At 34.5% G+C, this 14,504-nt stretch carries 8 protein-coding genes; 6 read left to right on the top strand and 2 right to left on the bottom strand.

Translation table 11 applies throughout. The features are described from left to right. Positions 1 to 147 precede the first annotated feature (147 nt). Both ACP6PM_RS24215 and ACP6PM_RS24210 read left to right on the top strand, forming a co-directional pair. Positions 148 to 516, top strand: coding sequence for a VOC family protein (locus ACP6PM_RS24215; RefSeq protein ID WP_426589185.1), 369 nt, complete (start codon positions 148 to 150; stop codon positions 514 to 516). 296 nt (positions 517 to 812) lie between these two features. Beyond that, positions 813 to 2,123, top strand: a complete 1,311-nt coding sequence (locus tag ACP6PM_RS24210) for a recombinase family protein (protein WP_426589183.1) — start codon at positions 813 to 815, stop codon at positions 2,121 to 2,123. Positions 2,124 to 2,302: 179 nt separating this feature from the next. Here the strand turns inward: ACP6PM_RS24210 and ACP6PM_RS24205 are convergent, their stop codons facing one another. Continuing rightward, on the bottom strand, positions 2,303 to 3,769 hold the full coding sequence (locus ACP6PM_RS24205) for a hypothetical protein (RefSeq protein WP_426589182.1): 1,467 nt from the start codon (positions 3,767 to 3,769) through the stop codon (positions 2,303 to 2,305). Positions 3,770 to 4,939: 1,170 nt separating this feature from the next. On the opposite strand from ACP6PM_RS24205, the gene ACP6PM_RS24200 reads away from it, so the two are divergent. The 3 genes from ACP6PM_RS24200 (at position 4,940) to ACP6PM_RS24190 (ending at position 9,097) form a co-directional block, all read left to right on the top strand. Next, positions 4,940 to 6,757, top strand: coding sequence for a glycosyltransferase family 39 protein (locus ACP6PM_RS24200; protein ID WP_426589180.1), 1,818 nt, complete (start codon positions 4,940 to 4,942; stop codon positions 6,755 to 6,757). Between the two features lie 486 nt (positions 6,758 to 7,243). Next, on the top strand, positions 7,244 to 7,900 hold the full coding sequence (locus ACP6PM_RS24195) for a hypothetical protein (RefSeq protein ID WP_426589179.1): 657 nt from the start codon (positions 7,244 to 7,246) through the stop codon (positions 7,898 to 7,900). 489 nt (positions 7,901 to 8,389) lie between these two features. Continuing rightward, complete coding sequence (locus ACP6PM_RS24190; RefSeq protein WP_426589178.1) at positions 8,390 to 9,097, top strand: hypothetical protein; 708 nt, start codon at positions 8,390 to 8,392, stop codon at positions 9,095 to 9,097. Between the two features lie 917 nt (positions 9,098 to 10,014). Here the strand turns inward: ACP6PM_RS24190 and ACP6PM_RS24185 are convergent. Beyond that, complete coding sequence (locus ACP6PM_RS24185; RefSeq protein WP_426589177.1) at positions 10,015 to 11,571, bottom strand: hypothetical protein; 1,557 nt, start codon at positions 11,569 to 11,571, stop codon at positions 10,015 to 10,017. 1,167 nt (positions 11,572 to 12,738) lie between these two features. On the opposite strand from ACP6PM_RS24185, the gene ACP6PM_RS24180 reads away from it, so the two are divergent. Beyond that, positions 12,739 to 14,436 carry an ArnT family glycosyltransferase gene (locus ACP6PM_RS24180; protein WP_426589175.1) on the top strand — a complete coding sequence of 566 codons (1,698 nt, stop codon included), beginning with the start codon at positions 12,739 to 12,741 and terminating at the stop codon, positions 14,434 to 14,436. Positions 14,437 to 14,504: the final 68 nt, after the last annotated feature.

Raw genomic sequence — 14,504 nt, 5'->3', positions numbered from 1 at the left:
TTCCCTGTTCCCTATTCCCTGTTCCCTGTTCCCTATTCCCTGTTCCCTGTTCCCTATTCCCTGTTCCCTGTTCCCTATTCCCTGTTCCCTGTTCCCTATTTTTGAAAATTGGTACAATATAATTAAAAATTAATCTAGAAAAGATTTATGCAAATAACTCAATCTCTCCATGCTGCTCTGTTAGTTTCAGACCTAGAAAAAGCGGAACATTTCTACGGCCAAATTCTCGGTCTGGCAAAAGCCGATCGCTCCCGTAATTTTCCTGGTACCTGGTATCAAGTTGGCAACTTCCAAATACATCTGATAGTATCCTCAGAAATAATTCCCGATCTAGTTAATTTAGAAAAATTAGGGAGAAACAGACATTTAGCATTTTCAGTCGCTAACTTAGATAATGCCAAAGCACAACTACTAGCAAATAATTGCCCAATTCAAATGAGTGCTTCCGGTCGTGCTGCATTATTTACCCAAGACCCCGATAGTAATATTATAGAATTACAAGAGAGTAGGGAGTAGGGGAGGGTGGTGACTGTGGGGACTGTGGGGAGATGGGCAATAGGGAACAGGCAAAAAATGTTCATTTGAATCATATTAACCTGGAATCTGCTGTCAGTCAAAAATAGATAATTTCAAGAATGATAAATGTTTGCTATAAATACTCGGTATAACGTCTCTCAAGTTACTGAAGTACAGTTGTTTTTCTTATTAGACATCTCCGGAAAAGAGTGTTCCCTGTTCCCTCTTTTCCGGAGATGTCTAATTATCCATTATCCATTATCCATTAATGAATACTCCCCTACTCCCTACTCACGATGAAAATTATTGCCTATTCATACACAAACCCCCTGTGGGAAACTGCACCAGACCGCACAACTTGGGGATGGGAAGTTGACGAGATATATCAAGACCTGGGCGATCGCCAACAACTCGGACAACTCCTCCAAGACTGTCACACCCAACCTGTTAATTATCTCCTAATTCGGCAACTCGAAGAATTAGGAGACTCTGTAGAAGAAGTGTGCGATCGCCTCACCCAACTCGAATCTCTCAACATTCAAATCATCCCCCTGAAATCAGACATCAAAATCAACCAACCCACAGCTACTAACACCCAAGCAACCAAAACTGACCTACTCAAACTCCTCAACCAAATTCGCCAAAACCAACATAGTCGGAAAATTCGTCAAGCTCACGCTCGCAACCGCATTAAAGCGATCCCTCCACCAGGCAAAGCACCCTACGGATATCGCCGGGGGAAAGACCGCTACACTCTCGACAGAAGCGCCGCCCCTGTTGTCAAAGACTTTTTTGAAAGCTTTCTGTTATTTGGGTCTCTGCGTGGTGCCGTTCGTCATATTGAGAAAAAATACGGCAAAAAAATTTCTGTCACCACTGGGCGACGTTGGTTAACCAACCCCGTCTATCGTGGTGACTTACAATATCAAAATGGTGAAGTGATATCCAATACCCATCTTCCCATTATTTCTAGAGAAGAAGCTGCCCAAGTCGAACGTTTGCTCCGACGCAACCGCCGAATGCCACCGCGCACTGCCAGCGCTCCCCATTCTCTGGCAGGTTTAGTTATCTGCACAGAATGTGAGTCTCCAATGATTACGGCAAGAGTCACCACATTTCGGAAAGACAAAGAATATCTTTATTTGCGGCCTAAAAGTTGCCCCCGCAAACGAAAATGTAAAGCTTTAGCTTATCAAAAAATTTTAGAGCAAACCATAGAAATAATTTGTCAAGATTTACCCCTTGCGGTCGCTGCTTTAGAAATGCCAAATATGAATGGAATTAAGGGTAAGATGAAACAGAATATTTCTGAGAAACAAGAGATTCTTTCCCAGCTACCAAATTTGATAACTAATGGCATTTTTGACCAAGAAACTGCCGAACTCCGTACTTACAAATTAAAAACAGAAATTTCTCAATTGGAAAGGCAACTTAATCAACTACCACCAGTCAATTTATTAGAGACAGCAAAAGCAGTTTCTATACCAGAATTTTGGTGGGATTTATCTGAATCAGAACGCAGATTTTACTTGCGGGAATTTATCACCAAAATTGAACTTATTCGTCAAGATACAAGTTGGCATTTACAAGTTATTTTTATTTTTTAGTCAGGGATTAGGGAGTAGGGAGTAGGGGCGATTCACGAATCGCCCCTACGGGAGTAGGGGAGATTAAATATTGAAGTTATACCAAGCGTGAAAGCTAATTGAAGCCATTCATTCTGACTCCTGAGGAATGACTCCTAAGCTGATAGCTAATAGCTGACCGCTGAATGCTTAAATAACACCTATTTTTTCATCTCAAAAATCTTTTTCAATAAATTAAACCAAAAATCAGCTCCCATAGATATTGCAATTCCACTAACTATCCAACCAAATAATTTTTTCAATCCTGCTAAATAAATAGATAGTTTATTTTCATTTGTGCCAGAGTTTCTCTGTTGACCCCAACCAATAGGAAGTTCTAACCTATCTAAAGCTTGATTTACCTGACCTTGAACCCTTTGTAGTTCTTCCTCATTTAGGTTATCATTAGCTTGATTGACTAACTCCTCAGAATAACTACTAATAGTTGCTCGCAGCAAAGAATCTTTTGATAAATTATCCATTATATACAATGTATCAACATTAGCAGCCATAGCGATAGCAAAACCAATCAAAAAAGCAACACCTTTAGCATTACGTTTGTAAACACCAGCAGCTCTTTCCATGCCATTATCAAACCATTGCTCAATTTCTTTCTGAAATTGATGAAAAGCATCACCTGTTTCTCGAATTTTTGTAGTCGCTTGTTTTGCTAAAATATATAAACTTTTTTGCAAAGATTCAGGCAGTAAATCAACCATCTCCTTGACTTTTTTATATATCCTTCCTTTTTTACCTTCCAACTCTGCTTCTACAGATTCTCCCATTTCTAGCAGCTTCCCCCAGAACTTTAATAGATTAGAAAAACTTGGCTCCATATCAGCAATCAAGACTTGTTTTTCCTGGGGATTTACTAATACTCGCCTCAGTAAAATCATTTTCCTACTAAATTCAGAATGGGCTATTGCTGGCAAAGATTTTACAGTGTTTTTTGTATATAAATTTAGTCTATCTAATACTCGATCTAAGGTCAAATTTAAACTTGCTAAATTATTTTTATAGTTATGAGAAATTTGATGAAATTCTTGCAATAAATTCTTATATTCATCTTTAATTATCGGTTTTATTCTAGGGTCTTCTAGATTCAATTCATATAAAATTTTCTTGATTTTGACCAAGGTTTTATTCAGAAAATCTTCTAGTTTATACTCACTAATTGTTTTCATTGATTCTTGGATTTGTAAAGTATCAATCAAACTAGCAGCAAAAGCATTTGATGGAATATGAGAAGGAGCAGTTTTTTCTGTACCAAAAATATTTTCAATTCCAGTTATCATTTGAATTAAACTACCAATACTTTCAACAATTTTCCGAAATCCTCTCTCTATTGGACCTTTGCCACCACTGTAGTTAAGATTTTTGATTAATTGATTTTGATATAAAGAATTGGTTAGCTTTTGTATTTTGTCTAATTGTGGATTTGATTGGGAACTATAGTTGTTAATATGAAGTCCGCCAGCAATTAACTCTTCAATTGATTTTTTTAAGTGAATAGCTCGCCATTGCAAAATTATTGTTATAATTGCTTGAATTTGACTGGCTAGTAAACTGAAACTAAGGTAAATAAAGATTAAACCAATAATAATATCTAAAATTATAGGTAAGTTCATGTTAATTTGATTGGTGACTAAAAACAATTTGATTCTAAATTACCAAAATTATAGGTTGTTTGTGCATCAAAGGTTATACAAGCATTCTCCCCTGGGAAGTTTCAATTATGATGGAATGTCCTATGTTTGGCCATGAGATATCTTTATAACCATGAAAAAATCAGTAAAGGGAGTCATATCAAATCCGGTAGTATTGGTTTAGTTAGACCTCTCCGAAAAAGAGGGAGCAGGAAGCAGGGAGCACGGAGAAAGAATTGATAATTTATACGAGATAATTGATTTAATTTTTGATATCGGAGATGTCTATTAGATAAAGAGTGTGGGGAGGGTGGGGAGGGTGGGGAGATGGGGAGACAAACAAAGATTTGGCAATGGTTTTTTATGGAACATTTTTTTATACCGAATTAAGCAGATTTTATATAGCGTTTCCCAAGCTAATGAGGTAGAGTTGTTTTTCTTCTTTATTTATTCCTACGGAACCAGAATTACTACTCCCTATTCCCAGTTAAGTGTTCCCTAAAACCAGGGAATTTTGTATCTCACGCTTTTTGGGAATTGCTATATCAACTGTACTATGCTTGAGTTTACCAACAAACTTTCACTGACCAAGAAATAAGCTTTCAAGCCTCCTCTTTCAAGGGGATAAAAAAGAAAATTCCGTATTTCAAGCATAGAGCTTCAGGCGGAGGTACTGTTATATCATGTCCGGATAATCAGTGATAAAAAAGTTTTTGTTTGTAGTAGAGCTTTAGCCCTATCTATGCTTGGGGCTAAAGCCCAACTACAAGCTTTAATTATAACTATTCAACTGGACATAATATTAAGTGCCACGAGTTACCTCGGGGCTGCGACTTTTGATACTCTATAAACAGAGTTAGTCAAACTATTTTGTTGTTGATATAAGTAGAAAACAGGCCAGGAAAAACAAATAATTTCTACAATAAATAGCTGTTATAGCAATTAGGAATGATTTTGATAGATATTTAAGAACAATTAAAATCGATCAAAATCCTTTTATATTCTGACTCCTGATTCCTGACTCCTAATTATTACTAAAATCTTACAACTGAAATATGATTGCTAGAAATTTTGACAAATAGAATCAAATATCTTAGTAATATCTAATATAATTATGGCGAATTAACTGTTAACAATATTTAACCGATCTAGATGAAAAAAAACAACATTAAACTACTATTTAAAAATCAATGGTTTCACCTAATAATATTATTATGCTGGCTCATAATAGGCATTATACTCCGCAGCACAAACTTAGCTGAAAAATCTGCCTCATCAATCGAAATTGCTACATTAGGCTATAGCTTGGGGCATAGCTTTTTTGACCTACCTTTAGATCGAGTTATAACCCTTAATCAATTACTCTCACCCTTGCAATTTGAATCAACTTATACTCCCAACGATGTAATTCATCAGCTACTCAGTGAGGATACCCATCCTCCCCTTTATTTTGTACTAAATCATTTGTGGTTTAACTTATTCAGCACTGATGGAGAAATAGTTTCTCTCTGGGTCGGGCGATCGCTCAGTGCTATTTTCGGAGTGGCTGCTATTCCCGCAATTTTTGGCTTGGGTTGCTTGACATTTTCTCCATTAGTAGGTCATATAGCAGCAGCATTAATGGCGATTTCTCCTTATGGTATTTACCTCGCCCAAGAATCTCGCCATCACACCCTGACTATTTTATGGATTATTGCTTCTATAACTTGTTTGATAGCAATAATACCCTATCTCCAAAAACGCAGGATATTTCCAATTTGGTTAGGATGTCTTTGGGTTGCCATCAATAGTTTAGGAATTGCCACTCATTATATTTTTATCTTGGTGTTAGCTATAGAAGGATTAGTTATTGGTGGTTTTTGGTTGAGAGATATACAAAACCGATTTCAAAGTTATTGGTGGCGAATTTATCTGGTTGCGTTGGGAACGTTTGTTGGTTGTTTGGTTTGGTTGCCTATAGTCGTGGGTGTTGCTAATAATCAACTTACTGAGTGGATTTCAACTAGCTTCGATCTTGATGAAATTTGGTATCCTATCCCTCGTTTATTAGCTTGGATATTAACAATGGTCTGGCTTTTGCCCATTGAAGGAACAAGTTTGTTTGTAACTATCTTATCTGGAGTCACACTTTTAATTGCTTTAGTTTGGGTTGCTCCTAATTTATGGCAAGGTGCGAAAGCACAGATGAATGCTATTGATAACCGTTTGTCTTTTCAGGTGTTTGTCAGTTTTTTTGTCGGAGCGATCGCTTTATTTTTGCTGATTATTTACGTTATGGGTAGAGATTTATCTCTTGCTGCTCGCTATCACTTTGTTTATTTTCCTGTTGTCATTATTTTATTAGCTGCAATATTGGCGAAATGTTGGCATAATTCGGAAAATCAGACAGAGGTGGAAAATATTTTTTTTGAAAAAGAGATAGGGAAAATAAAAGATGGAGGAGCAACAAAAAAAGATTTGATTATTACTTCTGCCACAAGTCTAATTGTTTCTAATTTAAAACAGATTAATAAAAGAGTTGTAATTGTAGTTTTATTAATGGGTTTATGCGGTAGCTTAACGGTAGTTAACAACTATGGGTATCAAAGATCGCGACGTGCAGACCTTCTGGTTGAGGCGATTAAAACACAATCTAAATCCTCGCCTTTAGTTGCGACAACTTATCAAACTCATGCAGAAATTCGTGCTTTAATTGCACTTGGTCTGGAGTTTAAACGCCAAGAATCTAAAACTAAGAGCGCTGATTTTTTTCAACCTCAATTTTTATTAGTTAAAAGACAACAAAATCAAAAATTAACTCCTGATTCAGCCTTAGCTAAATTTCTCTCTCAAACATCACGACCAGTTGATTTATGGGGAGTTAATTTAAAGGTAGAAAAAAGTGATTTAGAAACTTTTAATTGCCGAAAATATTCTGGTTCCCAACCCAAAGTTAATGGTTATCGTTATAGGTTGTATAATTGTCGTTAATTTTGTTCATGTCATAATTTTTAGTCTATCAAATCTTACTTTTAGCTTTTGAATTTTGACGTAAGTATTTAGCTGAATATTTATCATCTAATATAATTTCTGGTTTAATACTTATAATTAAAGTTTGTAGTATAGCTCTCAGCCCTATCTATGACTTAGGGCTGAAGCCTTACTACAAACCAAAACTTTTTGATCATTGATTATGCGGACATGATATAATATCAAATCCGGTAGTATAGCAGTTCTCATATTAATGAGGTACAGTATTTTTTTCTATTCCTTATTCCCTATTCGCTGTTGCCTAAAATCGAAAATTTGTGTATTTCACCAATTTGAGAAATGCTATATCGGTATAAAAAAGCGTAGAAAACGGGTTTGTTTTAAATGCTCCGCTGTATCAAATCTACCTCCAACAAACCCGGTTTCTTATAACACTTCCGTTGCCAAACGGATTTGATATAACACCTTATTTTTTTGTTATTTCAGATGATTGATTTATCTCCAAAACAGGTTATTAAATTTTTAATATGTATTATTATTGGCTTGAGTATAACGAGTATTATAGGACAGTTTTTTGAATATTATATCCAGCATGATTCTCAAGAACTAATTGATAAACTAAACGTAGATGGAGAATATACTATTCCTTCATTATTTTCTTCTTTTAATTTAATTTTTTCCTCAGTTCTTCTGGTGTTAATTTCCCGTAAAAAATTGCAAAACCAAGATAAATATACTGGCAAGTGGATAGGCTTGTCTGTCATATTTTTCTACCTGGCACTTGATGAAACAATTAGTTTGCACGAACAGCTAATTCATCCTCTAAGAAAACTGCTGAATGCCAGGGGAATATTTTATTACACTTGGGTAATTCCAGGATTAATATTAGTTATTGCTGTTACATTGATTTATTGGAAATTTGTTCAGGCTCTACCTCCAAAAATAAAATATCTATTTTTTCTATCTGGTATATTTTATGTTGGAGGTGCAATTGGCATGGAAATGATTAATGGATATTACTCTTATTTATATGATAGTGAGATGTTTGTTTATGAAATATTGGTAACAATTGAAGAATTTTTTGAGATGTTAGGAGTTGTTGTATTTATTTATGCACTTTTGTGCTATCTAAAATTAGATTAAATTGATAATTTAATATTCGGTTAAATAGTTATTATAATTAAAGCTCGTAGTATAGCTCTCAGCCCTATCTACAGTTCGGGCTGAGAGCTATACTACAAACAAAAAATTTATTATAAGTGATTATCCGCAATTCGTAGCTCCCCCGGAGGGGGCACATGATATAAGTCCTGTTACTATAATTATCAAACTATTTTTAGTAAATTATGGAACATTTTTACTCTCAGAAAAAATAAATATTATAAATTCTTACCTCCTGAGTCCTAAGAACGGAGCCACTGTAGCAATATTTTATGAAATTGGTATAATTCAGGTTTTATTCAATAGACATTTCCAGAAAATCAACTTGCTCTTTATTTAGCATCAGCTAGAGTTGTCAAAGTTCCTCAAAAAATCATTTTTCGTACCTTTTTCCTAAATTAATCTTCCCTGTTCCCTGTTCCCTGTTCCCTACTATATGCAAAAAGTCTATATCTTTTTCGGAGATTTCTAATGAAATTTCAAATCACAATTTCTCCTTTTAATGTCGCTAAATATTTAACCTTTGCCGTAATATTCTTAACTATATGCAGCATCGCTATTCAGATAGGTAAATACGTTTTTGATTACCGCGAACCCTGGACAAGAATATTTAACCTTGACCGAGAAATGAATATTCCCACTTGGTATTCAGGTTTAATGTTAGTATCTTGTGGATTAATTATTCGTGGCATTTTTTCTATCAAAAAATCAGAGTCTGACCGTTGGTGGCGACAGTGGCGAACTCTCTCAATTATCTTTTTTATATTAGCATTTGATGAAATAGCTAGTATCCATGAAATTTTGATTATTGATGACTTAGCAGATGCTTTAAATCTTCCTAGTTTCTGGCATTCTGTATGGGTAATTCCAGGAACAATTTTAGTTGCTATTTTTATCTGGAAATATTGGAAATTTATCTTGTATTTACCAAAGCAGTTAAAACGATATTTCCTCATTGCTATTAGTTTATATGTGGGTGGTGCATTGGGTATGGAAATGGTCGGCAGTTACTATGATGGAATTGATGGTCAGCAAAATTTAGTTTACGCAATGTTAGCCACAATAGAAGAAGTAATGGAAATGATGGGATGTGTGGTTTTTATCTATGGGTTGCTTACTTATTTAGGTGAGTTAAGTTCAGGAATACAAGTTAACTTTCATATTAAAAATAAGAGATAAATTTACCAAAAAATTAGGTCTCATAAAGGAAAAAACGCAGTTACGACCCAGGAGGCTAATACCAATTTAATAAATATTTGCTACGTTTTCGCATTGCGGGGAAGTAGGGGAGTAATACCATTTCTCAAAAAGAATGCTATATCTGATGGGGTGGGGAAGTGTGGGGAAGAGTTCATTAATGGATAATGGATAATTACCTCTCCCTAAAACGGATTGGATTGACACGGAGCGTGAAAATTTTTTCTTGTTTCTCCACGGCGAGTGAGAGGCTTTAAACCTTAATTATTCGGTAATAATTAATTATTAATTATTAATTATTACCTCTTCTTAAAACAGATAGGATTGGTTAAAAGGAATTTTTTTCTGATCAAGGGGAGATTGGATATGGCGCACTTCGGAGCGGCTCTGCATTCAGAGGGAAACCTCGCCATCCCTCCACCGCTTTTTTCTCCTGGAAAGGAGAGGCTTTAAAGCTTATTTTTTCGGTAGACATAAGAATAATAAACATTAACTTGGCTAATAAAGAGCAAAAAAGTGATTTTCCATGTTTTAATTACTTAATAACTGAAGTGTGACATAAGTATAGCAATGCTTTTAGGAATTGGTATAAGAGAATGGGGGAGAAGTAAACATAAGAATAATTAAGATCCTCCTAGCTCATAATTATCAAAAAGCTTATTCAGCCTGTGTTAATTAGCAACGTAAATTAAATAAGACCGGAAATTTCTGGTTTATACCTCGCAGACCTCTTGAGCGTAATTAATTTTCTCCGGCTTTATTTTTTTCTCATTCCTTACTTAATATATTGAAGTTTCACCTAAGTTAAGCATTCTTTTTTCACCCTTGGAATAACTGATAACTGAAATGACTTAGTAGGGATGGATTTTATCTTTGGGAAAAAATCTGAAAAAAATAGCTTAAGGTGCCCACTTAGGATTAAAACCAGTTAGAGGTAGTTCTTCTGGTTGCAGTTTCCATAGAGAATCATCTTCTGGCATTTTCGAGTCTAAAGGTAACATCCATAGACGACTAATTTTTCTGTTTTTTTTGGTATTTTCTTCTTCTTCCTCTTTATTTGATAGGGTCACCATTTGGTCAAATAATAATGCTAAACCATCTGGTGATAAATCCAGATTAACTTCCCGTTGGTTTGGCAAAATAACTAAGGGTCTTAAAAAATTTCTTTTAATATCAAATGCTGCAATATAAGGTTTTTCTTGATATGCTTCTGTACTTTCTACGACTTGGGTTAATAAGCAATATAAAATAGTTTTATTCTGGTCAAATTCTGCACTAAGAATATTGCCATAAGGACGAGTCCGTAATATCTCTCTCTCCTCACCTTGATTAGTCACAATATATAGAGACCTTGTGCCATCTTGATTATATTTTACCATTGTTGCCATCGAACCATCGTCAGCAAAACTTAATACCGTTCCAAACTTTGGTAAAAATATTAAATCTCCTGAATCTGTTTCTGGATTTATTGGCAAAATAGAAGTTCCTTTTCCTTGTAAAATTACTAAACTCTTGCTATCTGGCGTAATTAAAAAGTCTCCACCTTTTTGAATTATTCCATCCTTATTTATTAGGGGTCTTGCTTCTTTTCCTAATTCTAATACCCAGGGACCTGCATCCAATACATCTTTTCTATTTACTCGTTGAATTATAATTATTTTACCATCAGGAGATAAGTCAAATTTCAAATTTTGGTATTCTGAATTATCGAGAACTTTTTCAATTTTACCTAGAGCTTCTGTAGAATCTCGTTTTTCTCTAGGGGATTCAGAATTAATACCAGTTGTCACAGTATATATTTTTTGTTCTAAAAGACTTGGAACTTCATTTTGCTTTTCAACTCCTGAAAATAAAATCTTTTTTCCCTCCGGAAAAAACTTAAAATCTAATACTTCTATATTTTGAGGAGTGAGCAATACTGGCTGCTGCTCTTTAGTCAAATTAATTAATACTAACCTACCTTTTTCTTCACCTTGAAAACCTATATAAGCAAATGCGCGATCGCGACTTTGAAATGAACCTTGAAAAGGCTGCATTATCTCCCCTTGCTCTAGTCCATAAAACCTTTCTTTGGCGCCGGATAATTTGACTGTATATTGATTACCATAGGGAGCAGGTTGTAAAATTGTATAAGCCATTCTCCGACCTGCCCAACTCACTTTTCCTGGTAAAGGTGGTTCAATTTTTAAGTTTTTTTCAACAGTAGAATGATTCATTGGTCGATTAAAATTTAGGATAAAAGCTGTATCTTCAGCTCCTATATTTTTATTTTGCCAGCTAAAATCTCTAACTTTTGGAGCGGTATTGCCTCCACCTAAAAATAATAGGCAAATTAACAAACTTAAAGCGATAATTAAACTAATAGCAACTCGGTCAATAGGTTGTCGTAATTCCTGTAAAATAATGTCTTGAGCTTCGCGAAATAGATGATTAATTTTTTGGCTGAAATTTACCATAAATTTTACCCTTAAACTCTATAGATAACACCAGGATTTTATATCATAGCAAATCCACTTTACTAAGATTATATGTACAAAATTCCAAGGATGAGCTTTTTAGAGTATAATAACTTAATTTAGTATCATATCATGTCTAGTTGAATAGCCATAAATAATAGGCGATATAATACCAATTCCCGAAAATAATGCTATATTTACCAATGGATAATGGATAATGGATAATTGATAATTGATAATTAATCAATCCAGCTTTATTGCCTCTCCTAATAATTAATAATTAATCGAACCTAGATTTAAAGCCTTTCCTAATAGACATCTCCAGAAAAAAGGGAATAGGGAACAGGGAACAGGGAACAGGGAACAGGGAAAAAGAATTGATAATTTATCGATAATAATTGATTTTATTTTTTATTTTTGGAGATGTCTAATAATCGATAATTGATAATTGATAATTATGGTCAAAACTAATTATCCATTGTTCATTATCAATTGTTAAAGAGGTAACAATCCATTATCCATTATCAATTAATAAAATTACTTTTCAGATAGATGACCTCATTTCACAATCAAAACCTTGTAGGGGCGATTTCCTACGGAATGCTCTGGAAACGTGAATCGCCCCTACTATGTTCTACCCATAAAAAAACCGCTGTATTCAACAATTTAATTCTTAAGTATTCAGGACTTACGCAGAACCGCCATATCTATACCAATTCACTTTAAAGATGTCACAAATAGTTTCAAACTTTAAATGTCAAATAATTGCCTCAAACCTTTCTCTTCTCAAAGTTTTTAGCCTATCCAATCTAACTTCAGAATTCAGAATTCGCCCATTCTGAATTCTGTGAAATCGTATAGTAGGGGGCAAATGGCATTTGCCCCCTACAGATAGCGTATTATCTACGAGTTTGCCTAAGTCCTGGTATTAATACCAGTAAAAAAAAATGTTACGAATAATAAGAGCAATAAAAATAATTCACCGGAAATGTCTATTAGACTAAAAAGATAAGTTATAAAATAAGAAATAGCATCAAAGCTATTCATTATTACTCCTGACCCCTAAAAAATTCCCTATCTATTTGTAAAAAACATTTATAAAATTGGTATTAAGAGCTAATTCAGTAACGTTTTTAAATATAAAAATTGGTTTTTAAGATAATTTAGATGCTTAACAAAATATTGACCAAGAAAAATTTATATTCCCATATAGATTTACTGCTAATACTAAGTTTACTATTAGCAGCAGTGCTACTTTTTTCTGCTAATTTAGGAACATTACCTTTACGAGATTGGGATGAAGGAATAGTTGCCCAAGTAGCTAGAGAAATTAGCCGAGAAAAGTGGAATTGGCTTTATCCTACTATTAACAATACCCCCTATTTTAATAAACCACCATTAATACATTGGTCGATCGCTTTTGTCTATAGTATTGCAGGAGTCAGTGAATTAACTGCACGTTTATCTCCCGCTTTATTAACCGCATTTTCCGTACCCTTAATTTATTGCGTTAGTCGAGAATTATTTCGCCCACGCACCCCGGCAATTTTTACTGCTTTAGTTTACTTAACTTTGTTGCCAGTAGTGCGACATGGACGTTTAGCAATGTTAGATGGAGCAGTAGTTTGTTTTTTTCTATTAATGATTTGGTGTTTATTACGGTCGCGCCACAACCTCCGCTATTCTCTCGCCATCGGTATTAGTTTTGGTTTAGTTTCCCTCAACAAAGGAATTATTTTAGGATTACTTTTAGGAGCGATCGCTTTTTTCTTTCTCTTGTGGGATACTCCCCGACTATTAAGTTGTAAATATTTTTGGGGTGGTATCTTACTTGGTATGCTGCCAGTTTTTCTATGGTACACAGCTCAATTTTTCCATTACGGTGTTGAATTTTTCCATGCCAACTTTTTCCATCAATCTCTCAAACGTATTTGGCAACCTGTAGGTAGTCACGATGGACCTATTTGGTATTATTTATTGGAAATTATTGAGTATAGTTTCCCGTGGCAGTTATTCTGGTTGCCAGGATTATATTTAAGTTGGAAAAATCGTAATCTGAGTTGGGGAAAATTAGTTTTAGTTTGGAGTGGAGTCTATTTATTAGCTATTTCATTAATGAATACTAAACTCCCCTGGTATGTCTTACCTATTTATCCAGCTTTTGCTTTAGCAGTGGGTAGTTGTTTAACAGAAATTTGGCATCAATTTCCATTAGATTTAGGATACTTTTGGTTTCCAAGCGATGGATATCTCCCAACTCAGAGAGATAGTGCAAAACATCTCTGGGGTATTCCCACTGTTTATCATCGTTTATTAGTAGCTTTATTTGCACTACTAGCTTTAATTGCTTGGGTTGCTTGTCTTTATTTTAGTGGTGTTTTTTATCTAAGTGAGTCAAATTTAGCAAAACCTAATTTAGAGTTACAGTTAATTTCTGTGGCTATTGCTTTAACAATGACAATGGCAACTCTACTATTAAACCAACAAAACTATCAGTTTTTGCCAATCTTAATTTGGGGAACATATCTTTCACTGCTAATGTTTGTTAACTCCCCTCATTGGATATGGGAATTGGAAGAAGACTATCCTGTTAAACCAGTCGGAGAAATGATTCAGAAAAATACACCCCCCGGTCAGATTATTTATTCTTTTGATACTAGAGACCGCCCCTCTTTAAATTTTTATAGCGATCGCCTAATTAAGCGTGTTGGGCCACAAAAAATTCAAGAGCAATGGAAAAATATACCTCAACCCTATCTATTAGTTGAAGCATCAACTCTAAACAATCTCACCTTAGAGAATTTTCAGGTTTTGAATATTGTCAAAGGATGGGCGTTATTGACAAGAGAAGGCATTGATAATTAATAATTAATAGTTCATAATTAATAATTGATCATTAGGGCTTGCTGATTAAATCTAAAAGCATTTACAGA

Source organism: Dapis brunnea BLCC-M229, assembly GCF_050015995.1.
Classification (GTDB): Bacteria; Cyanobacteriota; Cyanobacteriia; order Cyanobacteriales; family Microcoleaceae; genus Trichodesmium.
This window is presented reverse-complemented; position numbering and strand designations above follow the sequence as displayed.